We start from the raw sequence: 25,779 nt of genomic DNA, 5'->3' as shown, positions 1-25,779 counted from the left end.
GGTCGAGCGGAACGCGACTCAGGGGGCGACAGAAGGGTTATTCGTTCGGCTCTCGTGAATCGAGGAGATGACTCGGGGACCCGACGAGGTCGACGACGCGAGCGAGACCGATTCGGTCGAATCGACCGACAGGGCGCCCGCGGATCGCGTCGACCGCCGGACGGTTCTCGGCGCGCTCGCGGGCGCCGGGAGCGCCGCGGTCGCCGGCTGCTCCGGCCCGGAGCCGGACGACGCGTCGACGGCCGACTTGGAGCCGGAACGGCTCGACGAACTCGCGGCTCGGTTCGCGCCGACGCTGTACTTCGACGCCGCCGAGCCGTGGTTCCCGACCGACCCCCGACCGTACGCGAGCGAGGCGGACGGCGAGACGGTCGTCGACGGCTTCGACGCGTTCGACGGCTACCACGAGCGGTACGAGGCGTCGGGCGAGCCGCCGAATCCGACCGTCTTCTACAACGGAATGCGGTACGAGGACTCCCCGCTCGCGGTCGTCCAGTTCTGGTTCTACTCCGCGTTCGACCAGTTCACGACGAACTTCCACTGGCACGACTGGGAGGTACTCCACGTGTTCGTCGACCTCGAGGCGGGCGACCCGCAGCTGTACGTCGCCAGCTCCCACTCCCGGAGCGTTCCGAACAACGAGTTCCTCGATCCGGATCCCGACGTGGTCCCCCGGATCCTCTCCGAGCTCGGCTCGCACTCCAGCACGCTCTCGGTCAACGAGAACCCCGATCAGTTCCAGCGGGTCGGCGACGGGGGGTTGCTCGCGGACATCACGAACACGACGATCGACACCGTCGAGGACCTCCTCGGGATCCCGATCGCGTACGGGCTCCCCCGCGACGAGCAGATGCGGCTCCCGTTCGTCGTTCCCGAGTACGAGGGCGAACCGCTCTACGAACACCCCGACCTCCCGTCGGTCACCGAGGAGTCGCTGGTCGACGGCGCGCTGACGATCCGGTCGCTCGACGCGCTGCGCTCGCCGCCGACGGACCTCCCGCTCCGGGAGACGGGGATCGCCTTCCGGTACCGCGAGCGACCGGCCGACGAGGGGACCGCCGACGGCGACGACGCCGCGCTCGCGGACGAGGTCGCCGACTCCGTCGTCGAGTACGACCTCGTCGAGACCGCCGAACTGGAGGGGATCGACGCGTTCACCGGCCCGCAGCTCAGCTTCGAGTTCGCCGTCCCCCAGATAGTCGAGGACGCCGTCGCGAGCCACATCACGACCACCGGCGTGCCGTGGGAACAGCCCCGTTACGAGAACCCCGCGCTCGACGTCACCGCCGGCAACCACCGCGCGGAGCTCGCGGCGCGGTACGACGCCGTCGCCGACGACCCGTCGTTCGGGGACGACGCGGCCGGGGCGCTCGACGCGGTCGTCGCCCGCGTCACGCAGACGACGCAGAGCGACGAGGCGCCGGCGGACGAGGGGCTGACGACGACCGAGACGAGCGTCGAGTCGTTCGTCCTGATCGAGAGCGACCCCGAGGCGGTTCCGACGTTCGCCCGCGGGGTCGCGGTCGCGAACGGGATCCCCGAAGGGGAGCACCGCCTGACGGTCAACGGCGCCGGACGGGCACCTCACGGCGAGACGCTGACCGTCTCGGCGGACGAGCCGGTGACGACCGCCGGCGCCGACGGGGAGATCCCGCTCGTCGCCCGCGAGGACGCGCGGAAGGTGGAGTTCTCGGACGCCGAAAGCGACGTGAACCTGGCTCGGTCAGCGATCGAAGACGACTTCGCGGGGCGGATCTACGACTCCGCGATCGACGGGAGCGACGCGGTGTACGTCGACGCCGGCGGCGCGTACACGACGGAGGTACGCGACGCCGACGGCGAGGTCGGCGCGTACCGGGTCAACCCCGCGACGGACGAGGCCGAGACCGAGGAGCCGATCCGGATCGAGCGCCCGGAGACCGGGGTGGCCCCGCTCGCCGGCTACGTCGCGGACGTGGCCGAGGAGACGCGCGCGGCGGTCGCCGCCGCGGCGGCCGACCGCGATAGCGACGACGGCGGCGGTTCCGGCGGCGGTCCGTCGAACGCGGTCAACGGGCTCGAACGCGCCCTCGCCGCCGCGGTCGACGCCGCGGAACGGGCGGCGGAGCGCGCCCGCGAGGGCGACGCCGAAGGGGTCGAGCGGCAACTGGCGAACGTGCTCGACCGGATCGCTCGGATCGAAGAGCGGCTCGCGGCCGCGAGAGCGGGGCTACCGCCGGGGCTCGCGAACGCGACCGGAAGACGGATCGAGCAGGCGATCAGGCGCGTCGAGCAGGCGCAAAACGCCGAGAAGCTGTAGGGCGCCGCGTCGGACGCCTCGACGAGCGCGTCACCGGACGTCACCGCCCACCACTGGATGGAAAGCTATACGACGCCGAACCGACCACGAGTATATAAGCAGATGTCTCAGGAGGGATACGACCACGCGAGGGTCGAGGAACGCTGGCAGGAGGCGTGGGACGACGCCTCGGTGTACCACGTGCCGGACGACGCCGAGGACCCGACGTACGTCCTCGGGATGTACCCGTACCCGTCGGGGAAGCTCCACATGGGCCACGTCCGCAACTACACGATCACGGACGCGTACGCCCGCTACCGCCGGATGCGCGGCGACGACGTGCTCCATCCGATGGGGTGGGACGCGTTCGGGCTCCCGGCCGAGAACGCCGCCAAGGAGCGGGACACCAACCCCCGCGACTGGACGTTCGACTGCATCGACACGATGAAGGGACAGATGAAGTCGATGGGGTTCGGCTACGACTGGGACCGCGAGGTCACCACCTGTACCCCCGGGTACTACCGGTGGAACCAGTGGCTGTTCCGCCGCTTCCACGAGGCCGGCCTCGTGGAGCGCCGCGACGCCGACGTGAACTGGTGTCCCTCCTGCGAGACCGTCCTCGCCGACGAGCAGGTCGAGGGCGACGACGAGCTGTGCTGGCGCTGTGACACCCCCGTCGAGACCCGCGAGCTGGACCAGTGGTTCCTGAAGATCACCGAGTACGCCGACGAGCTGCTGGAGGCCATCGACGAGCTGGAGGGGTGGCCCGACTCCGTCCGCCAGATGCAGCGCAACTGGATCGGTCGCCAGTACGGGAGCGAGGTCGACTTCGAAATCGAAGGACACGGGACCGTCACCGCGTTCACGACCCGGATCGACACGATCCACGGCGCGACGTTCTTCGCCATCGCGCCCGACCACCCGATCGCCCGGGAGCTGGCGGAAACGGACGACGCGGTCCACGAGTTCGTCCACCACGAGGCCGACCCGGACGGCGACGAGCCGAACGGCGTCGAGACCGGCCTCACCGCGACGAACCCCGTTACGGGCGGGGAGATCCCCGTCTACGTCGCGGACTTCGTCCTCTCGGACGTGGGGACGGGCGCGCTGATGGCGGTCCCCGCCCACGACGAGCGCGACCACGCGTTCGCGACGAAGAAGGGCGTCGAGATCCGGCCCGTGATCGCGCCGGAGCCGGACGACCCGGACGGCGAGACGGTCCCGGACGCCCCCGACGTCGAGGCGGAAGCGTTCACCGACGACGGGGTCGTGATCGACTCCGGCGAGTACACCGGCCTCGACAGCGAGACCGCCCGGGAACGGATTACGGAAGACACCGAGGGCGCGAGCGAGGCGACGCAGTACCGCCTGCGCGACTGGGGCATCTCCCGGCAGCGCTACTGGGGGACGCCGATCCCGATGGTCCACTGCGACGACTGCGGAGCGGTCCCGGTGCCCGACGAGGACTTGCCCGTCGAACTGCCGGAGTTCATCAACACGACCGGCAACCCGCTGGACGCCGCCGACGAGTGGCAGGCGACGACGTGTCCGGAGTGCGGCGCGCCCGCGACCCGGGAGACGGACACGATGGACACGTTCGTCGACTCCTCGTGGTACTTCCTGCGGTACGTCTCGCCGGACCTGGACGAGGCACCCTTCGACCTCGACCGCGCGAACGACTGGATGCCGGTCGACCAGTACGTCGGCGGCATCGAACACGCCGTGATGCACCTGCTGTACTCGCGCTTTTTCACCAAGGTGCTGGCCGACGAGGAGGGCCTCGACCACCGCGAGCCGTTCACGAACCTGCTGGCGCAGGGGATGGTCCAGCTGGAGGGCGAGAAGATGTCGAAGTCGAAGGGGAACGTCGTCTCGCCGCAGCGGATCGTCGACGAGTACGGCGCCGACACCGCGCGGCTGTTCATGATGGAGGCCGCCCAGCCCGAGCGCGACTTCGACTGGTCCGAAGAGGGGGTCAGGTCCACCCACCGGTTCCTGACCCGCCTCAACGACCTCGTCGAGGCGTACGCGGCGGGCGACGTGACGCTCGCCGGCGGCGGCACCGGCGCCGACCCCGTCGACCGCGGTGAGATCGACGACTACGTCGCCGACGAGACCGACGCCGCGGTCGCCATCGCCGGCGCGGAGTACGACGACCTGACGTTCAACGTCGCGCTCCGCGAGGCGCAGGACCTCGTGGGGACGCTCCGGAGCTACCGCGAGTACGCCGACCCGCACCCCGCCGTCTTCGAGCGCGGGCTCGACGTCGCGGTCCGACTGCTCGCGCCGGTCGCGCCCCACCTCGGCGAGGAGCTGTGGGAGACGCTCGGTCGGGAGGGGTTCGTCGCCGAGGCCGAGTGGCCGACCACGAGCGTCGACCGCGACACCGTCGAGCGCCGGCGCCGGCTGGTGACCAACACCCGCGAGGACGTGCGCGACATAATCGACGTCGCCGGGATCGAGGACCCGGAGCGGATCGACGTGGTCGTCGCGCCCGACTGGAAGTACGACGCCCTGGCGATCGCGATCGACAGCGACGCCGACAACCTGATCTCGGAGCTGATGGCCGAGAGCCACATCCGCGATCAGGGGGACGCCGCCGCCTCGTACGGGCAGGACCTCCAGGCGAACCGCGAGGCGTTACGGGAGACGCTCGGCGGCGACGCCGAGTACGACGCCCTGCGCGCCGCCGCGTGGCTGATCGAGCGGGAGTTCGACGCGCCGGTCCGCGTCGAGCGCGCCGCCGACGCCGACGAGGACGTGGTCCGCAAGGCGGAGCCGGGCCGCCCCGCCATCGACATCGTCGAGTAGCGGCCGACTCCTGCGATGAGCTCGGCGGGCTCTGCCGCCCCCGGAAACGCTTAGTCGACGGCGCGGTCCCTTCCCGTATGGACGACCCGTACGCGCCCGCCCGCGAAGCTCTCGCCGGTGACGGTTCCACGGCCGAGAGCGAGGCGGCCGACCCCGCGGTCCTCGCCGCGCGGCTCGACGACGCCGACCCGCTCTCTTCGTTCGCGGACCGATATCACGTTCCGGACGACGCCCTCTACATGGACGGCAACTCGCTCGGGCCCGCGAGCGACGCCGCGCTCGCGAGCCTCGACCGCGTGGTCGACGAGTGGCGCGACCTGCTCATCTCGGGGTGGACCGACGCCGACCCGCCGTGGTTCGATGTCGGCGAACGGCTCGGCGACGCGCTCGCGCCGCTGGTCGGCGCCGGCCCCGAGGAAGTGGTCGTCGGCAACTCGATCACGGTGAACACCCACACGCTCGTCGGCACCTTCCTCGACGAACTGCTGGCCGGGAACGGCCCCGAACACGAGGGATTCAGGGCGGCCGATGGAGACTGGAACACAGCCACGGACCCCGCCGTCCTCGTCAACGAGCTTGACTTCCCCTCCGACCACTACGCGATCCGGGCGCAGCTCCGCCACCGGGGGATCGACCCCGACGGGAAGCTTCGGGTCGTGCCGAGCCGCGACGGGCGGACGATCGACTCTCGCGACGTCGAGGCCGCGCTGGAAGCGCACGACGACGTTGGAATCGTCTTCATGCCGACCGCGCTGTACCGCTCCGGCCAGCTGTTCGACGTCGAGCGGATCGCGGCGGCCGCCCACGAAGCGGGGGCGTACGCCGGCTTCGATGCGGCGCACTCCGCGGGGGCCGTGCCCCACGAGTTCGACGACGCGGGCGTCGATTTCGCTGTCTGGTGCACGTACAAGTACCTCAACGCCGGCCCCGGGTCGATCGGCGCGCTGTTCGTCGCGGAGCGTCACCACGGGCTCACGCCCGCGCTGGCGGGGTGGTGGGGCCACGAGAAGGAGACCCAGTTCGAGATGAACATGACGTACACCCCGGCCGACTCCGCGGGCGCGTGGCAGATCGGCACCCCGCCGCTGCTCTCGGCCGCGCCGCTGGAGGGATCCGTGGAGCTCCTGCGCGAGGCCGGTATCGAGCGCCTGCGGGAGAAGTCGCTCGCGCTGACCGACTTCCTGATCGCCCTCGTCGACGACCGCCTCCCCGAGGTGTCGGTCGGGACGCCCCGCGACCACGAGGCCCGCGGCGGCCACGTCGCACTCGAACACTCCGACGCCGAGCGTCTGAGCGCGGCGCTCAAGGACCGCGGCGTCGTCGTCGACTTCCGCCCGCCGAACGTGGTGCGCGTCTGTCCCGCCGCGCCGTACACCTCGTTCGCCGACGTGCTCGAAGTCGTCGACGAGATCGAAGCGATTCTCGACAGCGGCGCGCACGAGAAGTACGCGACGAGCGAGGGCGGCGTGACCTAGCGGGCGCGGAACGTGGGAGTCCGCGGCCGGGGTCGACTGACGAGAGGGTTCTGCCGTTGACATCCGCAGTATTATCAGTCGAGGTGGCGTAGATAGTATAAGAGAGCCAATGGGAGGAGAGTCACACACAGCCGACGGAGCTGGTCGGTCCGGGACGGACGGTGACCGGGTGACCAACGCCTACGAGGCGATGTTCCGAGCGGCGGACGACGCGATGTTTCTCCTTGACGTGGTGCGAAGGGACGGCGAATACGAGTTCACGTTCAAGCAGAACAACACCGCGTACCAGCAACAGACCGGGCTGACCGAGGACGCGATATTCGGGCAGACGCCGCGGGAGCTCCTCGGGGACGAACAGGGGATCGCGGTCGAAGCGAACTACCGCCGGTGCGTCGAGGAGGGGACGACGATCGAGTACGAAGAGCGGCTCGATTTCCCGGCCGGGACAACGGACTGGCAGACGAAGCTGACGCCGGTCACGGAGGACGGAACGGTGACGCAGATCATCGGCGTCGCTCGCGACATCACGGAGCAGAAGGAACGCGAGCGGGAACACCGGCGGACGTACCGTCGGTTCCAGACGGTGTTAGAGACGATGTCCGCGGCGGTGTTCCTGAAAGACACCGACGGGCGGTACCTCCTAATGAACCAGGCGTGCCGCGACGTGTTCGACATCGACGAGGACCCCGTCGGAATGACCGACGAGGACCTCTTTCCGGAGGCCGTCGCGGCGCAGGCCCGAGCGGACGACCGCAGAGTGATCGAAGGCGGTGAGCAGATCGAGATCGAGGAGACGGTTCCGACGCCCGCCGGGGAGAGCGTTCGACTGACGCGGAAGTCTCCCGTATACGATGAGGAGGGATCGATCCGGGGAGTGTGTGGGGTTTCGACCGACATCACCGAACAGAGAGAGCGGGAGCGAACCCTCCAGCAGATCAAAGACCGACTCAAACTCGCGGTCGAGGGCGCGCAGATCGGCGTCTGGGACTGGGACATGACCACCGACGAGGTCGAGTTCAACGATCAGTGGGCGGAGATGCTGGGTCACTCGTCCGACGAGATCGAGCCGCACCTCGTCGCGTGGGAACGCCGTGTCCATCCCGACGACCTCGCAGCGGTCGAAGACGCCCTGTCTGAACACATGGCGGGCGAGACGGAGTACTACGACACGGAACACCGGATGCGAACCGCGGCGGACGAGTGGAAGTGGATCCGCGACGTCGGAAGGGTCGTCGAGCGCGACGACGACGGGGAGCCAGTTCGGGCCGTCGGAATCCACCTCGACATCGACGACCAGAAGCGGCGAGAGGCGGAGCTGGAGCGCACGCAAGCCCTCATCGAGCGCACCCAAGAGAGCGCGTCGATCGGTTGGTGGGAGGTCGACCTGGTCAACGAGTCGCTCACGTGGAGCGACGAGGTGTACCGGATCCACGAGGTGCCGGCCGACGAGACGGTGGAACTAGAAGACGGAATAGAGTTCTATCACCCGGACGACCGGGACGCGATCGAACGGGCGTTCGAGCGGCTGACGGAGGAGGGCGAGTCGTACGACCTCGAACTGCGGATCGTCACGGCGACCGGACGAACCCGGTGGGTCAGGGCGGTCGGCGATCCGCAGTTCGACGACGCGGGGGAGGTCGTCGGCGCGCTCGGACTGTTTCAAGACATCACCGAGCGGAAGCGGTACGAGATGGCCCTTGAGTCGACGCGCGAGGAGCTACGGACAGTCATCGACCTCGTGCCGGACCTGGTGTTCGTGAAGAACCGCGATGGCGAGTATCTCCTGGCGAACGAGGCGACGGCCGCGGCGTACGGACTGACGCCGGACGAGGTCGAGGGGAAGTCCGAAGGCGAGATCATCCCGGACGCCGACGACTCCGCGGCGTTCCGGCAGGACGACTTGGAGGTGATCGAGTCCGGGGAACCGAAGAACGTCGGCGAGGAGACGTTGACGACGGCGGACGGCGAAACGCGCATCCTCCAGACGGTGAAGATCCCCTACAGGGTGCCGGAAACGGGTGAAGACGCCGTTCTGGGATACGCCCGCGACGTCACCGACCTCAAGCGGTACGAGCAGACGCTCGAAGAGCAGCGAGACACCCTCATGCTGCTCAACCAAGTCGTGCGCCACGACATCCGGAATCAGCTGATGGTCGTCACGTCGTACACCGAACTGCTCGAGGACTCGCTACCGGACGACCAGAGCCGGACGTACGCGCGGACGGTCATCGGGGCGGCGAAGCAGGCGGCCGACATCACGGAGACTGCCAGGGACGTCACCGACGTGTTGCTACAGGTCGGAACCGACCAAGAGCCGGTCGATCTCCGCACCGAACTCAACCAGCAGATCGAACGGATCCGATCCGAGAAAGACCGCGCGACGGTCACGGTGAACGGATCGATCCCGGACGTGACGGTGTTGGCTGACGGCCTGCTGGAGGCGGTGTTCCGGAACCTGCTGACGAACGCGGTCGTCCACAACGACAAGCAGGTGGCCGAGATCACGGTTTCGACCGGTTTGTCGGAGGACGCGGTGTGCGTCTCGGTCGCCGACAACGGGCCCGGAATCCCGGACGATCACAAAGAGCAGATCTTTCAGGAGGGCGAGAAGGGACTGGAGAGCGGCGGAACCGGGATCGGCCTGTACCTCGTCAAGACGCTCGTCAACAGGTACGACGGCGACGTGTGGATCGAGGACAACGAGCCGACGGGGAGCGTGTTCGTCGTCAAGCTGCCGCTCGCCGAGTGATCGGCGAGCGACCCCTCCGGCGACGGCAGCGCTCGGCCGCGCGGTCAACCGTCTGAATCTCGTGGAGCGACGGGCTTAATCGCCCGAGCGCCCAACAATAGACGATCACAGCATGGCGGAACCCTCGGGGATGGACGCGTTCGCGCACCTCGGGAGCGAGGTCCGCGAGGCGCTCTCGGACCGGGGGTTCACCACGCCCACCGAGCCCCAGCGCGAGGCGATCCCGCCCCTCGCCGAGGGGAAGAACGCCCTCGTCCTGGCCCCGACCGGCACCGGGAAGACGGAGACCGCGATGTTACCCGTCTTCGACGCGCTCGTCGACGCCCGGAACTCGCCGGGCGACCCGCCCCGCGAGGGGATCTCCGCCCTGTACATCACCCCCCTCCGCGCGCTCAACCGCGACATGATGGACCGGCTGGAGTGGTGGGGCGAGACCCTCGGCGTCGAGGTCGCGGTGCGCCACGGCGACACCACGCAGTACGAGCGGTCGAAGCAGGCCGACGACCCGCCCGACGTGCTCATCACGACGCCGGAAAGCCTCCAGGCGATCCTCACCGGCTCGAAGATGCGCGTCGCCCTCGAAGGCGTGGCGCACGTCGTAATCGACGAGGTCCACGAGCTGGCCGCGGCGAAGCGCGGCGCCCAGCTCACGGTCGGCATGGAGCGGCTCCGCCGCGTGGCGGGCCCGTTCCAGCGCGTCGGCCTCTCCGCGACGGTCGGCGACCCCGAGGAGGTCGGGAAGTTCCTCGTCGGAACGGGGAAACGCGACCCCGACCGCGAGGGCGACCGCGCGTTCGAGACGGTCGAGGTCGCGGCCGGGACGCGGACGGACGTGCGCGTCCGCGACCCCGAGATCACCGACCGCGACGCGACGCTCGCGGGCGAGCTCGCGGTCGACGAGACGACCGCGAGCCACGTGCGAACGATCCGGGAGATCGTCGCGGACAACGAGTCGACGCTGATCTTCGTCAACACGCGACAGACCGCGGAGGCGCTCGGCTCGCGGTTCAAAACGCTCGCGGAGAAGGAGCGGGATAAGGGCACGGAGGACCCTACCGAGATCGAGCTCCACCACGGCTCGCTCTCGAAGGAGGTCCGGATCGACGTGGAGGACCGGTTCAAGTCGGGCGAGCTCGACGGGCTCGTCTGCACCTCCTCGATGGAGCTCGGGATCGACGTGGGCCGCGTCGACCACGTGGTCCAGTACGGGAGCCCGCGCGAGGTCGCCCGCCTGCTCCAGCGCGTCGGGCGCGCCGGCCACCGCCGCGACCTCGTCTCCGAGGGGACCGTCGTGACGCAGGGGGGCGACGACACGCTCGAAGCGATGGCCATCGCGCGGCGGGCGGGCGAGGAGCTCGTCGAGCCGGCGAACATCCACCACGGCAGCCTCGACACGGTCGCGAACCAGATCGTCGGGCTGGTGATGGACGAGGGGGAGATCCACGCGCGCGAGGCGTACGAGACCGTTACGAACGCCTACCCGTTCAGGGACCTCTCGGAGCCGGAGTTCCAGGAGGTCGTCCGCGAGCTCGACGGGAACCGCCTGCTGTGGCTCGACGAGGAGACGGACACCCTCGAGAAGTCCGGCGGCACCTGGCAGTACTTCTACGCGAACCTCTCGATGATCCCCGACGAGGCCACCTACGAGGTGTACGACATGTCCTCGCGGCGGGGCATCGGGACCTTAGACGAGCAGTTCGTCGTCAACTTCGCCGGGCCGGGCGAGACGTTCGTCCAGCGCGGCGAGATGTGGAAGATCACGGAGATCGACGAGGAGGAGGAGCGCGTGAACGTGACGCCGATCCCCGACCCGACCGGCGAGGTGCCCTCGTGGGTCGGCCAGGAGATCCCCGTCCCGAAGCCGGTCGCCGAGGAGGTCGGTCAAATACGCGGCGAGGCCGCAGCTGCCCTGAACGCCGGCTCCACGCCCGAGGCGGTCGCGGTCGACCTCGCGGAGCGGTACCCGACCGACCGAGAGACCGTCGCGGCGGCCCTGAAACCGGTCGTCGACCACGTCGAGGCCGGTCACCCGATCCCCACGGACGAGCGGATCGTGATCGAGGGCAGCGCGCGCACCGTCGCGGTCAACGCCGCGTTCGGCCACGAGGTCAACGAGACGCTCGCGCGCCTGCTCGCGGCCTTGGTCGGCCAGCGCGCCGGCTCGTCGGTGGGAATGGACGTCGACCCCTACCGGATCGAGTTCGAGGTGCCTCACGACGCCGGAGTCGGGGACTTCCGGGAGGTGTTGGAGACCACCGACCCCGAGCGGTTGGAGGCGTACCTCGAACTCGCCGTCAGGAACTCGGACGCGCTGAAGTTCACGCTCGCGCAGGTCGCCGCGAAGTTCGGCGCGGTCAAGCGGTACAAGGAGGGGCGAGGGAAGTTCGGCGGCGACCGCCTGCTCGCGGCGCTCGAGGACACCCCAGTCTACGACGAGGCGCTCCGCGAGGTGTTCCACGCCGACCTCGCGGTGCCGGAGACGGCCGACCTGCTCGCGGGGATTCAGGATGACTCGCTCGACCTCGCGATCGCCCGCGAGCGCACCCCGCTCGGCACCGCGGGCCGCTCCGCCGGCACGGAGTTCCTCGTGCCCGACAACGCCGACGCCGACGTGATCCAGACCGTCAAAGAGCGCATCCGGGACGACCGGGTGATACTCTTCTGTCTCCACTGCGCGGACTGGAAGCAGACGACGAAGGTCCGGCGCGTCCGCGACCAACCCGAGTGCCCGGAGTGCGGCTCCACCCGGATCGCGGCGCTCAACCCGTGGGACGACGAGACGGTCGCCGCGGTGCGCGCGGCCGAGAAGGACGACGAGCAGGAGCACCGCACCGAGCGGGCCCACCGCGCCGCGAGCCTCGTCCAGACGCACGGGAAGCGGGCGGTGATCGCCTTAGCCGCCCGCGGCGTCGGCCCCCACAACGCCGCCCGGATCATCAACAAGCTCCGCGAGGACGAAGACGAGTTCTACCGCGACGTGCTCCGTCAGGAGCGCGAGTACGCGCGCACGCAGTCGTTCTGGGACTAGCTCGGCTCCTCGCCGCTGTCCGGCGGCGGTCCGCCGGACTCCCGTGTTTAAGTATCGGACGACCGATCGGGGAACATGGACCTCTCCGCCGCCGTCACGGCCGCGACAGCGACCCTCCGCCGACGCCCCGCAGACGTCCTCCCCTTTTACCTCCTCGGCACCGCGGTGCCGGTGATCGCCCGGCTCGGAACGTTCGCCGCGCTCGCCGGGATCTACCTCCACCTCGAACTGACCGGTCGGCTCGCGGCGGCTCGCGACGCGCTGGGCGGGATCGAACCGCCGCCGGAGACCCAGGATCCGGCGGCGCTCCGGGCGTGGGCGGAGGGATTGACCCCCGCGTTCGAACCGCTGTTGACGCCCACCGTCGCGGTCCTGTTCGCCGCCGGCGTGCTCGTCACGGTCGTCCTCGCCGTGGTCGCGTACACCGTCATCTCGGCCGGTCAGCTCTCGGCCGTCGCCGCGAGCCTCCGCGACGAGCGCGGACTCGTCGGGGGGATCGCCGGCGCACGATCACGCTGGCTGACGTTCCTCGGGCTGTACGTCGCCGAGCTGCTCCTCTGGATCGGCGTGATCGCGCTCGGGTCGCTCGCGGTCGGCGCGGCGTTCCTCGCGAACCCGTTCCTCGGGGCCGCGGTCGCGGTCGCCGCCCTCCTCGTCGGCTTCGTCGCCCTCGCGCTCGTCCGGATCCTCTTCGCGTTCGCGCCGGTGGCCGTCGTCGTCGACGACGCCGGCGTGGTCGGGGGCGTCGAGGGGGCGGGCGGCTTCGTGCGCTCGAACCCCGTCGACGCCGCGGCCTACCTCGTGGTCGCGATCGGCGCGCTGATCGCCGTCGCGTCGGTCGCTTCCGGCGTCGCGTTCCTCGGCGGCGGCGCCGTGGTCGCGCTCGCCAGCGCGGTCGTCGTCGCGCCCGCGCTCGACCTCTTGAAGACCGCCCTGTACGGGGACTACCGCGGGACGGTCGACCCCGTCTCGGCGCCCGAGGCGGGCGTCAGAGCCCAGCTCGGCGGGGGGCTCCGGCGCGGGTGGCGCGAACTGACCGGGTTCGTGCGGTCGACGCCGGGCCACCACGCGCTCGCGATCGCGGTAGCGGTCGGATTCGGCGCGGTCGGCTGGACGGCCGCGGCCCCCTTCGCCGGGGCGGTCCCGACCTCGATCGAGGCGAGACTGGTCGGTCACGTTCCGCCCGTCGCGGCGCTGACGTTCTTCGGGAACAACTGGGGGGTCGCGATCGCGACCGCCTTCTCCGGTGTCGGACTCGCCGTCCCCGCGCTCTCGTCGCTCGCGTTCAACGGTCTCGCGCTCGGCGCCACCGCCGCCCTCGAGGAGAACCTCCTCGCGCTCGTCGCGTTCGTTGTCCCCCACGGGATCTTCGAGATCCCCGCGATCGTCGTCTCCGGCGCGCTCGGGATCCGCCTCGGCGCCGTCTCGTGGCGGGCGTTCCGCGGCCGCGCGAGCCGAGAGCGGTTCGCCGACGCCTTGGCGACAGCCTTCTGGGTGACCGTCGGGATCGGAATCGTACTCGGCGTCGCCGCCGTCATCGAGGGGTTCGTCAGCCCGTACTACTGGCGGCCGTTCCTGTGAGCGACGCCGACCGCCGACCCGCCCTCCACGGCGCCGGAGCGGGGCGCTGACGCCGCCCGCACGCTTATTACCGCGCGGTCGAAGCGACGGTATGCAGCCGCTCGTCGCCGTCATCCTCGTCGGCGTCCCGCTCGCGTGGCTCGTCGGCTTCGCCGCCTACGCGTACGTCGACGCGCCCAAGTACGGCATGAACCCGCGCAAGTGGGCCCTCATCGCGTTCGTGGTCCCGCTGTTCGGCTTCCTCGCGTACGTCTTCGAGCGCGACGAACTCGACTACGACCCCGAGGAGGACCCGTACGCCGGCGGCGACGACGGCCGCACCGGCGGCTTCGCCGTCCACGAGTCGCGCCAAGGCGAGAAACGCCTCGGCCCGGCCGGGACGGAAGCAGACGACGGCGACGACGAAAACGACGAGTGGGACGACCCGGACGGCGTCGACCTCTGACGGCGCGACCAGGACAGATCCCGGTCAGCACCGAGACAGCGGCGACCGATGTGATATTTAAATATCCGAGAGCGGGTGGCGTCGATGTTTATAAACAACAGTGCGGTCGGCGCGTGCCTCCGAGCGCCCAACGGGCGCGAGGAGCACGCGCGAGGGAGTCGGGCGGCCGGAGCGAAGCGGAGGCCTGCCGACGAGGCTGGGGAGGCGTGAGGTGCGGTTGCTGTGCGGGGCGGGACTCAAAGGGGCAGTCGCGAGGACGAAGCACGGCGACGGAAGTAGCGTGGCGCTACGCGCCACGGAAAGCCGGCGGCTCCGCCGCCGGCGACACCGCAGCGAGTGAGCGGAGCGAACGAGCGAGGAGCGCAACGAGTGTGCGCCGTCCTCGCGGCCGGGGCTTTGGAGCTGTTCGCCGCCGATCCGCTGTCGCTTATTTATAAACGACCACCGTCAACGGCGACTTTATCGAAAACCGATCCGCTCTAAATCGCGTCGCGGAGCGCCGCCCGCCGACGGTCGAGGTCGAACGCGGCCTCGGGCGCGTCGAGCCGGTCGAAGAAGGCGAACGCGTCGGCACCCGCCCCCTCAGCGTGGCCGATCAGCGCCTCGATCGACGCCCGATTCAGCGCGAACGACTCCAGCTTCCCGCAGCAGAGCGCCAGCGCGACGCCCGCCTCGCCGGACGGGAACGCGGGGTCGACCGCTGAGAAGTCGGGATCCGCGGGCACTCCGTCCGCGATCTCCGCCTCGGCGGCCGCGCCTTCGACGCCCGCCTCCGCGGCCGCGACGACCCGCAGACACCGAGTACAGATCGCGGCCGCGTCGGCCGGGGCGTGCTCACGGAGCGTCGGCGGCACGGCGAACGCGATCGCGTCGGCGTCGCAGTGTGGACAGGACACGCTCGTCGCTACAAGCGGGTCCGAGTAAAAGTCGACGGCGGAGAGAGAAGCGGCGACCGACGCGGGAGCGGTGATGGCGGTTCGGGAGCCGACGCGCGACGGGCTATCGGTCGGGGAGCCGTCAGTCGGCGGGCTCGGGCTCTTCGGTCTCCGCGGCCGCGACCGCGGCGTCCTCTTCGGCCTCTTCCTTCTCCTCCTCCTCTTTTTTCGCTTTGATCTTCTTCATGCGGAAGATCTCCTCGCGCTCCTGCTCTTCGAGCTTCTGCTCGATGTACTCCTGGTTCTCGTAGAGGGTCGGGAGCAGGGTGAACTCCAGGGCGTTCACGCGGCGCTTCGTGGTCTCGATCTCCGTGAGCATCTTCTTCATCGCCGTCTCGACCTCGGCGGCGAGGATGATCGACTCGAGCAGCTGCTCGTAGGCGTCGGCGGCCTCGTCGATCCGCGCCGAGGAGCCGAGCAGCCCGTAGCCGCGCTCGTCGAGGCTCTTTTGTACCTTCGAGGACTCGATCTGCGGGACCACGACGCCCATGATGTTCTTCGACTGGGTCGTGATCTCGGGGTGTTCTTTCAGCGCCGCGGCCGCGCCGCGGACGGCGACGTCGCCCTCCATCGCCCGGGCCATGTCGATCTTGCGCTGGGCCGTCTCGTAGTTCTCGGAGACCTCGGACCGGACGTCCTGCGCCTGGTCGAGGATGTCCATGAACTCCATGATGAGCCCGTCGCGCTTCTGTTCGAGCGTGTCGTGACCGCGCTCGGAGAGCTCGATGCGGTCCTCGATCGCCATCAGGTTCTTGCGCGTCGGTTTGACATCCTTGGCCATCTTGGGGAGAGGTTCCGCTCCGAGGCGGTTAATTCTTTTCAGACGCGGCGGGTCGGCGGGCCGGCGTGCGCGTCGTCAGCGGCGACGCCGCCGCTCAGGGGTAACGTACGACTGCGCGGCGAAAAGTGAGCCGAGACGTTAGTCGGCCGCTTCGACGACTTCGCGCTCGGCGTCGTCCTCGCGGTAGTGCTCCTCGATGAACTCCTCGTCGATCCGGTTGAGGGCGTCCTTCGGCAGCATCGAGAGGAGGTCCCAGCCGATCTCCAGCGTCTCCTCGATGTCGCGGTTCGTCTCGAAGCCCTGGTCGATGAACTCCGACTCAAACGCGTCCGCGAAGTCGAGGTACTGGTTGTCGAGCTCGGAGAGCGCCTCCCGACCGACGATGTTCACGAGGTCGCGGAGGTCCTCGCCCTCCGCGTACGCCGCGAACATCTGGTCTTTCACGTCCGCGTGGTCGGCGCGGGTGAGCCCCTCGCCGATCCCGTCGTCCATCAGCCGCGACAGGCTGGGGAGGACGTTGATCGGCGGCTGGAGGCCCTGGCTGTTGAGGTCGGGGTCGACGTAGATCTGCCCCTCCGTGATGTACCCGGTCAGGTCCGGGATCGGGTGGGTGTCGTCGTCGCCCGGCATCGTGAGGATCGGGATCTGGGTGACGGAGCCGTCGCGGCCCTTGATCCGGCCGGCGCGCTCGTACAGCTGCGCCAGGTCGGTGTACATGTACCCGGGGTAGCCGCGTCGGCCCGGAACCTCCTCGCGGGCCGCGCCGATCTCGCGGAGCGCCTCGCAGTAGTTGGTCATGTCCGTCAGGATGACGAGGACGTGGTAGTCCTTCTCGAAGGCGAGGTACTCGGCCGTCGTCAGGACCATCCGCGGCGTGACCGTCCGCTCGACGGCGGGGTCGTCCGCGAGGTTCATGAAGACGACGGAGCGCTCCAGGGCACCGGTTCGCTCGAAGTCCTGCATGAACTCGTTGGCCTCCTCCTGGGTGATCCCCATCGCGCCGAAGATGACGGCGAACTCGGAGCCGTCCTCGTCGTCGCCCTCCTCCTCTTCGGGCACGCTGGCCTGTCGCGCGATCTGCATCGCCAGCTCGCTGTGCGGCTGGCCCGAACTGGAGAAGATCGGAAGCTTCTGGCCCCGGACGAGCGTGTTCATCCCGTCGATCGCGGAGACGCCCGTCTCGATGAACTCCTCGGGGTACTCCCGGGAGTACGGGTTGATCGCCGCGCCGACGATGTCCTGGCGCTCCTCGGGCACGATCTCCGGACCGTCGTCGATCGGGCGGCCGGAACCGTCGAGCACCCGCCCGAGGAGGTCCTCGGTGACGGGCATCTTCATCGTCTCGCCCAGGAAGCGGACGGACGCGTCTCTGTCGATGCCTGAGGTGCCCTCGAAGACCTGGATGGCGACCACGTCCTCCGAGGATTCGAGCACCTGTCCGCGCAGCGTCTCGCCCTGTGCCGTCTCGATCTCGACGATCTCGTCGTAGCCGATCGCCTCGTCGACCTCGGCGTACACGAGGGGACCGCTGATCTCGGTGATGGTTTGATACTCTTTCATGGTCAGTAGAGGCTCCGGAGCTCCTCGCTGATCTCGGCTTTGAGATCCTCGACGTACTCCTCGTAGTCCTCTTGGACGCCGATACGGTTAATCCGCGGGGCCGACTCGATGTCGATGATCTCCTCGACCGGGACGCCGGCGTCGAGCGCGTCGAACGCCTCGTCGTTGAACGTCTGGATCGTCGTCAGCATGAGGTACGTCTTCTCCGGCGGACAGAACGTGTCGACCGGGTGGAACGCGTTCTGCTGGAGGTACGCCTCGCGAAGGTAGCGCGCGACCTCCAGGGTGAGCTGCTGGTCGTCGGGCAGGGCGTCCTTCCCGACGAGCTGAACGATCTCCTGGAGCTCCGTCTCCTCGTCGAGCACGTCGACCGCCCACTGGCGTCGCTCGGCCCAGTCGTCGGCGACCTCCTCTTCGAACCAGGGGTCGAGCTGGTCCTTGTACAGCGAGTAGGACTCGTTCCAGTTGATCGACGGGAAGTGGCGGCGCTCCGCCAGGTCCGCGTCGAGCGCCCAGAACGTCTTCACGATCCGCAGCGTGTTCTGGGTGACCGGCTCGGAGAAGTCGCCGCCGGGCGGCGAGACCGCGCCGATCGCCGAGACGGAGCCCTCCGTCCCGTTGATGTTCTCGAAGTAGCCGGCGCGCTCGTAGAACTGCGCCAGGCGGGCGGCGAGGTACGCGGGGTACCCCTCCTCGCCGGGCATCTCCTCCAGCCGGGAGGAGATCTCGCGCATCGCCTCCGCCCACCGCGAGGTGGAGTCGGCCATCAGCGCCACGTCGTACCCCATGTCGCGGTAGTACTCGGCGATCGTGATCCCAGTGTAGATACAGGACTCGCGCGCCGCGACGGGCATGTTCGAGGTGTTCGCGATGAGCGAGGTGCGGGCCATCAGCGGGTTGCCGTTGGCCGGGTCCTCCAGCTCGGGGAAATCCTCGATGACCTCCGTCATCTCGTTGCCGCGCTCGCCGCAGCCGACGTAGACGATGATGTCCGCGTCGGCGTACTTCGCGAGCTGGTGCTGGGTGACCGTCTTCCCGGAGCCGAACGGCCCGGGGATCGCGGCCGTCCCGCCCTTCGCGATGGGGAACAGGCCGTCGAGGATGCGCTGGCCGGACACCAGCGGCGTCCGTGGCGTCTTCTTGTCGTTCGCGGGACGGGCCTCGCGCACCGGCCACTCCTGGTGCATCGAGACCGCCTCGCCGTTGTCGAGCTCGACGACCGTCTCGGTGACATCGAAGCTGCCGGCCTCGGCGGCGACGACCTCGCCGCCCTCGTAGTCCGGCGGCACCATGACCTTGTGGTCGATGGTGACCGTCTCCTCGACGACGCCGACGATGTCGCCGGGCTCGACGACGTCGCCTTCCTCGACCGCGGGCTCGAACTCCCACTCCTCCTCGAGGTCGATGCCGGGCGCGTCGACCCCGCGGTCGAGGTACGGACTACCCATCTTGCCCTCCAGCACGTCCAGGGGGCGCTGAACGCCGTCGTAGATGGCGTCCAGCATCCCCGGGCCGAGGTCGACCGACAGCGGCTCGCCCGTGTTCTCGACGGGTTCGCCGGGGCCGACGCCGGAGGTCTCCTCGTACACCTGAACGGTCGTGAGGTCGCCCTCGATCTCGATCACTTCCCCCATGAGCCCTTCGTCGCCGACGTAGACGACGTCGTTCATGCGGGCGTTGAGATCGCGGGCGGTCACGACCGGACCGCTCACGCTCTGAATGACACCGCTGTCTGTCGCGGCGTCGGTTGTGTCTGCTTTGCTCATATTAGTCGTCTTCCTCCATCAGGTCGATGCCGATGGCGCGTTTGATCTGGTCGCGCAGCCCGCCGCTGCCGGCGCCGGAGCCGCCGAGCGTCACGAGGACCGGCTCGATGCTCCCCTCGACCGCCTCGCGGGTCCCCCGCGAGAGGTGGTCGAGGTCGTCGTCGTGCATCACGATGATGCCGACGCCATCGTCGTCGAGCGTCCGCTCGACGGCGTCGTCGAGCTTCTCGTCCTTCTCGTCGTCCGGCACGTTCTCGAACGCCCGGACGCCGGCGAGGCGGAATCCGGTCGTGAACTCCGGGCTGCCGACGACCGCTATCTCCTGGCTCATGTTATCACCAGCTCCGATTCGATCTCGTCCGGCGAGAGGCCGGCCTCCTTTCCGCGGGCGATCGCTCGGATGTTCTCCGTCTCGCGCTCCTTCGCGAGGATGTAGGAGATCACCGGGGTGACCGACACCGGGTGGATCGTGCCGAGCCGGTCGCCGTACGCCAACAGCGCGCCGTCGATCGCGTGTTCGAACGCGATGAGGCTGTCCGCCGCCTCGAGCTCGCGCAGCGCGGGCCCGAGCTCCTCGCCGTACTGGCTGTCGCCGATGTACTCGACCAGCTCGTCGAGGTTCTGCGCCAGCCGCGCGAGCGACGAGCGAGTGAACAGGTCGCCCCCCTCGATGAAGTACGCCGCGGGGTCGATATCGGCGCCCGAGCGGGCGAGCCGGAGCGCGTTCGTCGCGTTCCGGAAGTCGACCTCTGCCCTGAGGAACGCCTCGTACTGCCGGGTCGGCTCGTCGCCGCCGAGCCCGGAGAGGAGCCGCTCGTAGAACGCGCGGTCGACCGCGTTCTCCAGCGGCACCAGCACGCCCGTCTCCTCGAACTCGGCGTACGCCTCCCGCAGCGGCTCCCCGTAGATCGTGTCTTCGAGGACCTCGATCACGCCGTCGATCGAGTCCGCCTCCAGCAGCCGCCGGATCCGGCGGTCGTCGAACTCGCCGGCGCGGATCAGGTCAGCCTCGACGGCCGACTGGTCCGCGTCGGTGTAGACGCCGCGGATGACCGTCTTCACGTTCCATGCGTCGAATTTCCGGAGGTACCGGGCGATCAGGTCGTACAGCGTCCCCTCGCTCCAGTCGAGGATGTCGTCGAACTGCTCGGCGAGGTTCCGGTTCAGCGCGTACTCGATCAGGTCGACGCCGCCGTGGCGACTCCCCAAGGCGTTGATCTCCTCGCCGTAGCTCGACTCCTCCATGAACCGGGCGATCTCCGCCGGCCCCATCCGGGTGAGCTTGCGGTACTCCTCGTCCCCGTAGAGGCTGCCGCGGCGGGCACGAACCCGCGCGACGACGTACTCGGGGTTCGAGCTGCCGGCGGCGCTCATTGGTCGAACAGCCGCTCCGAGATGTTCTTCAACTCGTCGTCCCAGACGGACTCCAGGACCGAGTCGAACGTGTTGTTCACGCGAACGCGGGAGGTGTCGCTCTCGGCGACGACGCCGCCGAGACAGTCGACTTCGCCGTCGACCTCGGCGTTGCGGTCCGCGACGAGCTCTTCGAGCAGCTCGACGTCCTCGGCGCGGGTGTAGACGGCGACGTCCTCGTCGTCGTCGAACTCCGCGAGGCTCGCGTCGAGCAGGGCCTCGGTGAGCTCGCGGCGGTCGTCGCCCTCGAGGCCGGCGATCGCCGCCTCGACCTCGTCGCGAACGTCCTCCAAGACGTCGCGGCGAGCGCCGAGCCGCTCCTGTTTGGCCTCGAGCTTCGCCGAGGAGAGCGTCTGTTCGCGCTCCTGGTCGATCTGACGCTCGACCTCGGCGAGCCGCTCCTCGCGGATGCGCTCCGCGTCGGCCTCCGCCTCGGCGACGATCTCGTCGGCCTCCGCCTCGGCCTGTTCGCGGATCTCCTCCGCACGCGCGCGGGCCTCATCTTCGACGTCCTCAACGACGGTTTCCAAACTCATTGGTTGAAAAACGCTGGAGAGTTACCCGACGATGAAGACGACGACGAGCGCGAGGATGACGATCGTCTCGGGAAGGACCGTCAGGATGAGCCCGTTCACGAAGAGGTCGTCGTCCTCCGCCATCGCGCCGACGGCGGCCGACCCGATACCGCGCTCCGCGTAGCCGGCGCCCAGCGCTGCCAGGCCGACGGCGAGCGCCGCCGCGGCACTGGGGTTAGTCAGCGTTCCACCGGTCGACAGTACGAGGTTCCCGAGTTCGTTGGTAGCTTCAAACATTGGTAGTAGTTGCTGTTGCTCGTCTCCGAACGGTTGCTATTTGCCCCTAGAGGAGTCATAAAGCTTCCCAAAACGACCGAACGGATTCGGGGAAAACGAGGCGGAAAGCGGGGGCTACTGCGGTCGAAAACCCGACGGCGGTGCCGGGTCCGAGCGCGGGGGAACGCGACGGGACCGAACGGTGGCCGGCGGTCGGTCCGGCCGTCAGTCCTCGCGGGTGTACTTCCGGTCGCGGCCGAACGGCAGGTACGCCCGCCCGCCGCCCTCGTAGAAGTTCCCGAAGAACTCCACGTACTCGAGGCGGACGGCCTGGATACCGGCGGACGTGACGCCGAGCAGCAGGACGACGAGGTGGCCGACGACCGCGACGAGAATCCCGGCCACGAGGGCGACGACCCCGACGAGGCCGATGGAGGCGGGATCGAACGCGGTGGTGATCCCCGCGAAGACCAGCTCCTCGCTCGGCGTCTCCTGAACGTGAGCGAGGTGCTCCGCGGAGAAGATGAAGTGGAAGCTCCCCTGGCCGCCGTCGTCGATGTACGCGCCGAACGCGAGCAGGTTGACCGCGAGCGCCATCCCGCCCTTCGCGAGCAGGACGGCCATGAGCCGGGCGTACGAGATGACGTTGACGACGGGCGAGAGGAACTCGGCCAGCTCCGGCGGTTCACCGATTCCCAGCAGGACGATCCCGAGGGCGGCCGCCGCGGCGCCGGCGATGCCGACGACGACCGGGAACCCGCTGAACGAGACCTCGCCGAAGGTGAGGACCGAGACCGCGTCGAACAGGAAGTCGGGCTTCGGACCGGGAACGTGCTGGCTGAAAATCCAGATCCACGCGCCGTTGAGGATCAGCAGCCACGATCCCCCCTCGTAGATCGCGTGTTTGAGGTCGTGCTGCTGGTGGGTGCGCACGAACGAGAGGACGTGTCCGATATTGAGGTGAACGATGCCGAACACGACGCTCACGACCAGGAACGAGAGGCCCCAGTCGAGGTCGGCGGGCGAGAGGCCCTTCCCCTCGACCGGCCAGTGGATCCCGAGCAACTGGTAGGCGTGGTAGCCGAACAGGTCGATGCCGTAGTAGATCCCGAACAGTATCGTGAATCCGCCGGCCCACATCGCGACGGCGCCGAGTTCGCGGAACGAGCCGTCGTACTTGGTGTACATGAAGTAGCCGACCGCGGCGTACAGCGCGCCGTACCCGACGTCACCGATCATGAACCCGAACATCGCCGGGAACGTCAGGAAGACCAGAAGCGTCGGGTCGAACTCCGAGTACCTCGGCCGCCCGAACGCCTGAACGAGCAGTTCGAACGGTCCCGCGGCGCCGCCGTTGTCCTGAACGACCGGCGGGTCGTCGGAACCGTGCGCCGCGTGGCCGCCGTCGGTGGCCGCCTCGCGCTCCGCGGTCGCGTCCTCGGCGTCTGCGGCGGGAGAGTCGGACGCCTCCGCCCCGCCGGTCTCGTCGTCGACCGGCTCGGCGTGGTGGTCGCCGTCGGCGGTGAAGGAGGCGCGTTCGAGCTCCTCGACCTCGACGTGATCGCCCACCGCGTCGACGACGGCCGCCTCGAAGTCGGGGTACGTCTCGGTCGGCACCCACCCCTCGGCGACGAAGGCGTTCTCCGTCGTCGCGAAGGAGAGCGGCGCCTCCTTCTTTTCGGCCTCGATGGTGAGCTGCTCTTCGGCGCGCAACAGGAAGCCGGCGGCCTCCTCTTTCACCGAGTCGAGCTCGCTTTCGACGGCGTCGAGCTCGTCGCGGAGGTCGGCCTGCTCGGCCTCCAGCTCCGCGACGTACTCCTCGGGGCTCGCGTCCGCGTCGGGGACGTCGAGCAGCGCGATGTCGACGCCGACGAGCGCGTCCTGAACGACGCCCTCGGCGTCCGGGTCGGTCGGTCGCGCGACGATGGCGACCACGTCGCCGCCGGCGAAGACGTCGAAGGCGCCTATCGTTTCGGCGTCTTCGAGCGCCGCCTCGACGGCGCTGACCTTCGCCTCGCCGACGACGACCTCGACCGAGTCGTAGCCGCGCAGGTACTCCAGGTCGATCCCGAGCTCGGCGAACGGCTCCATCCGGTCGATCTCCTCCTGCCGGTCGCGGATCGCGGCCTGGAGCTCGTCGCGCTCGTCGTTGAGCTCGTTGACTCGCTCGCGGACGCGGTCGAGCTCGGCCTCGAGTTCGTCGTCGTCGAGCGACCGAGCGACGTCGGCGTCGTCGGCCTCGACGTCGAGGATGCTCTCGAGCGACCGGACCGTCACGAGCCGCTCGTTGACGGTCTCGGCGCCCTCGAGCGAGGTCCCGGGCTCGAACCCCTCGTACCGGTCGTCGTAGTCGGTGACGTGTAGGGAGTGGTGGGCGTACGCCGCCTCGATGACGTCGTCGATGACGCGCTTCGATCCCGTCACCGACACCCGGCTCATCCGCTCAGGCCTGAGCATCCACCGCCTCCTCGGCCTGTTGGTTCACCGCTTCCTCGAACCGTTCGACGGCGTAGTCGACGGCCGAGTCCACGCGCTCGCGGGCCTCGCGTTCGAGCTCGTCGCGGTCGTTACGCCCCGATTCGAGGATCTCCTCGCGCCGCTCTTCGATCTCCTCGCGGGCCGCTTCGAGCCGCTCTTGGGCCTCGGCCTCCGCCTCCTCCTCGGCCTCGGCGCGGATCTCGTCCGCGCGCTCTCGAGCCTCGGCGAGGCGCTCGTCGGCGTCCGACTCCGCCGTCGCGATGATCTCGTCCGCCTCCCGTTCGGCCTGCTTGATCGAGTTGAGCACCTCTGGTCTCGCCATGCTACTAATCGCCTGAAACTCCACAAGCGACGTATAAGGTGTTTGCGAAAGCCCGCGGGGTTTCGCGGAGATACCGGGGCGATTCCGGACGGATCTCGTCCGGAACGCGTCCGACCCGGCGGTCGGATCCGGTCGCCGCCGCCTACATTTAAGTAGCAGTCGCCGGACCCTCACCGTATGGCAACGGTGTATGCGGTCGCGTCGGCGAAAGGTGGCGTCGGGAAGACCACCACGACCGCGGCGCTGGCGACGGTTCTGGCGGAGTCGGGCGCCGACGTCGTCGCGATAGACGCCGACCTCGGCATGGCGAACCTCGCGGGCGTCGTCGGGGTGACCGCCGGCGAGACCACCCTCCACGACGTCCTCGCCGGCGAGGCGGACCCGGAGGACGCGGTCCGCGAGGGGGCGTCCGGCCTCCGGGTCGTCCCGGGGGCGGCCGACCTCGACGCGTACGCGGCCGCGGACCCGTCCGGGCTCCGCCGGGTCGTCGAGGCGTTCGGTGACGCCGACTTCGTGTTCGTCGACGCGGGCGCCGGCCTCTCCCACGACTCGACGATGCCGCTCGCGGTCGCCGACGAGACGCTGCTCGTCTCGACGCCGGAGCGGAGCGCCCTCGGCGACACCGAGAAGACCCGACAGCTGACCGAGCGCCTCGGCGGGACCGTCGCGGGCGCCGCGATCACGCGCGTGACCGACGACGCCGACGAGGTCGTCACGGCGCTGCTCGACGCCCCGATCCTCGGCCGGATCCCCGACGACGAGGCCGTGCCCCGGGCCGCGGCGGCGAACCGACCCCTGCTGGCCGTCGCGCCCGACGCGCCGGCGACGCGGGCGTATCGCGACCTCGCCCGGGCCCTGACGGGAACCGGTATCGACGGCACCGGGCTCAACGAACCCGCGGCCGACGCCGCGGGCGGTGCCGGAGACGGGGGCGACGGAGACGACGACGGCGAGGCCGAACCGGAAGCGACCGACGACGAGGCGGGGGAGGGCGAACGAGCGGACGCGGACGAGCTGGAGGCCGACGACGAACGCACCACCGACGAAAGCGACGGCGAGGCGGCCTCCGAGGACGGCGAGGCCGCCTCCGAGGACGACGAGATAATCGTCGCGGACCCCGACGCGACCGGGGTGACGGAGCCGGGCGACGGCGAGGACATCATCGTCGCGAGCGAGAGCGAACCGACCGACGATGACACGGACGAGGACGCGGACGGAGGTCCCGCCGCCGACGGCGACGAGACGGCGAGCGAATCGGCCGCGGCGACCGCCGGTGAGGGCGACGAGGACGCAGCCGAGAGCGACGCAGCGGAGGGCGACGAGGACGCAGCCGAGAGCGACGCAGCGGAGGGCGACGAGGACGCAG

General features: G+C 69.5%; 18 protein-coding genes. 8 read left to right on the top strand and 10 right to left on the bottom strand.

The genetic code is table 11. The features are described 5' to 3' along the window. Positions 1 to 67 precede the first annotated feature (67 nt). From EXE42_RS12570 to EXE42_RS12540, 7 genes are all read left to right on the top strand, one after another. Positions 68 to 2,299, top strand: a complete 2,232-nt coding sequence (locus tag EXE42_RS12570; RefSeq protein WP_137706640.1) for a hypothetical protein — start codon at positions 68 to 70, stop codon at positions 2,297 to 2,299. A gap of 102 nt (positions 2,300 to 2,401) precedes the next feature. After that, a complete protein-coding gene (gene leuS, locus EXE42_RS12565; RefSeq protein WP_137706639.1) occupies positions 2,402 to 5,089 on the top strand; it encodes a leucine--tRNA ligase in 2,688 nt (895 codons plus the stop codon). Positions 5,090 to 5,166: 77 nt separating this feature from the next. Continuing rightward, the gene (gene kynU / locus EXE42_RS12560; protein WP_137706638.1) at positions 5,167 to 6,564 is read left to right on the top strand and encodes a kynureninase; all 1,398 of its coding nucleotides are present in this window, start codon (positions 5,167 to 5,169) and stop codon (positions 6,562 to 6,564) included. A gap of 109 nt (positions 6,565 to 6,673) precedes the next feature. Continuing rightward, entirely contained in the window at positions 6,674 to 9,313 is a 2,640-nt protein-coding gene (locus EXE42_RS12555) for a PAS domain-containing protein (RefSeq protein WP_092920703.1), read from the top strand. A gap of 112 nt (positions 9,314 to 9,425) precedes the next feature. Then, positions 9,426 to 12,341, top strand: a complete 2,916-nt coding sequence (locus EXE42_RS12550) for a DEAD/DEAH box helicase (RefSeq protein WP_199240752.1) — start codon at positions 9,426 to 9,428, stop codon at positions 12,339 to 12,341. Positions 12,342 to 12,416: 75 nt separating this feature from the next. Next, on the top strand, positions 12,417 to 13,922 hold the full coding sequence (locus EXE42_RS12545; protein WP_092920702.1) for a stage II sporulation protein M: 1,506 nt from the start codon (positions 12,417 to 12,419) through the stop codon (positions 13,920 to 13,922). Positions 13,923 to 14,013: 91 nt separating this feature from the next. Beyond that, positions 14,014 to 14,367: a PLD nuclease N-terminal domain-containing protein gene (locus EXE42_RS12540; protein WP_137706637.1), complete on the top strand. Its 354-nt coding sequence runs from the start codon at positions 14,014 to 14,016 to the stop codon at positions 14,365 to 14,367. A gap of 479 nt (positions 14,368 to 14,846) precedes the next feature. On the opposite strand, the gene EXE42_RS12535 is transcribed toward EXE42_RS12540, so the two are convergent. From EXE42_RS12535 to ahaH, 10 genes are all read right to left on the bottom strand, one after another. Beyond that, a complete protein-coding gene (locus EXE42_RS12535) occupies positions 14,847 to 15,263 on the bottom strand; it encodes a DUF6276 family protein (protein WP_092920700.1) in 417 nt (138 codons plus the stop codon). Between the two features lie 121 nt (positions 15,264 to 15,384). After that, positions 15,385 to 16,083 (bottom strand): V-type ATP synthase subunit D, encoded by a 699-nt coding sequence (locus EXE42_RS12530; RefSeq protein WP_092920699.1) that lies wholly within the window; start codon positions 16,081 to 16,083, stop codon positions 15,385 to 15,387. 138 nt (positions 16,084 to 16,221) lie between these two features. Continuing rightward, positions 16,222 to 17,643 carry a V-type ATP synthase subunit B gene (locus EXE42_RS12525; protein WP_092920698.1) on the bottom strand — a complete coding sequence of 474 codons (1,422 nt, stop codon included), beginning with the start codon at positions 17,641 to 17,643 and terminating at the stop codon, positions 16,222 to 16,224. A 2-nt stretch (positions 17,644 to 17,645) separates the two neighbouring features. Then, complete coding sequence (locus EXE42_RS12520) at positions 17,646 to 19,409, bottom strand: ATP synthase subunit A (protein WP_137694010.1); 1,764 nt, start codon at positions 19,407 to 19,409, stop codon at positions 17,646 to 17,648. Between the two features lies 1 nt (position 19,410). Beyond that, positions 19,411 to 19,740: a V-type ATP synthase subunit F gene (locus EXE42_RS12515; RefSeq protein ID WP_137694009.1), complete on the bottom strand. Its 330-nt coding sequence runs from the start codon at positions 19,738 to 19,740 to the stop codon at positions 19,411 to 19,413. After that, on the bottom strand, positions 19,737 to 20,783 hold the full coding sequence (locus tag EXE42_RS12510) for a V-type ATP synthase subunit C (RefSeq protein ID WP_092920696.1): 1,047 nt from the start codon (positions 20,781 to 20,783) through the stop codon (positions 19,737 to 19,739). The genes EXE42_RS12515 and EXE42_RS12510 overlap by 4 nt, the downstream gene beginning before the upstream one ends. Beyond that, complete coding sequence (locus tag EXE42_RS12505) at positions 20,780 to 21,358, bottom strand: V-type ATP synthase subunit E (RefSeq protein WP_092920695.1); 579 nt, start codon at positions 21,356 to 21,358, stop codon at positions 20,780 to 20,782. The genes EXE42_RS12510 and EXE42_RS12505 overlap by 4 nt, the downstream gene beginning before the upstream one ends. Before the next feature lie 21 nt (positions 21,359 to 21,379). Further along, positions 21,380 to 21,634 carry a hypothetical protein gene (locus tag EXE42_RS12500; RefSeq protein WP_092920694.1) on the bottom strand — a complete coding sequence of 85 codons (255 nt, stop codon included), beginning with the start codon at positions 21,632 to 21,634 and terminating at the stop codon, positions 21,380 to 21,382. Positions 21,635 to 21,838: 204 nt separating this feature from the next. Next, positions 21,839 to 24,052: a V-type ATP synthase subunit I gene (locus tag EXE42_RS12495; protein WP_137706653.1), complete on the bottom strand. Its 2,214-nt coding sequence runs from the start codon at positions 24,050 to 24,052 to the stop codon at positions 21,839 to 21,841. A 4-nt stretch (positions 24,053 to 24,056) separates the two neighbouring features. Beyond that, entirely contained in the window at positions 24,057 to 24,413 is a 357-nt protein-coding gene (gene ahaH / locus EXE42_RS12490) for an ATP synthase archaeal subunit H (RefSeq protein WP_092920692.1), read from the bottom strand. Between the two features lie 177 nt (positions 24,414 to 24,590). Here ahaH and minD point away from each other — a divergent pair. After that, the coding region (gene minD, locus EXE42_RS12485) for a cell division ATPase MinD (RefSeq protein ID WP_394348001.1) at positions 24,591 to 25,779 on the top strand (1,189 nt) is incomplete at its 3' end.

The sequence above is a fragment of the Halorubrum sp. SP3 genome, from assembly GCF_005435195.1.
GTDB lineage: Archaea > Halobacteriota > Halobacteria > Halobacteriales > Haloferacaceae > Halorubrum > Halorubrum sodomense.
The sequence above is the reverse complement of the archived record's forward strand: the minus strand, read 5'-3'. Positions and strand labels throughout refer to the sequence as shown.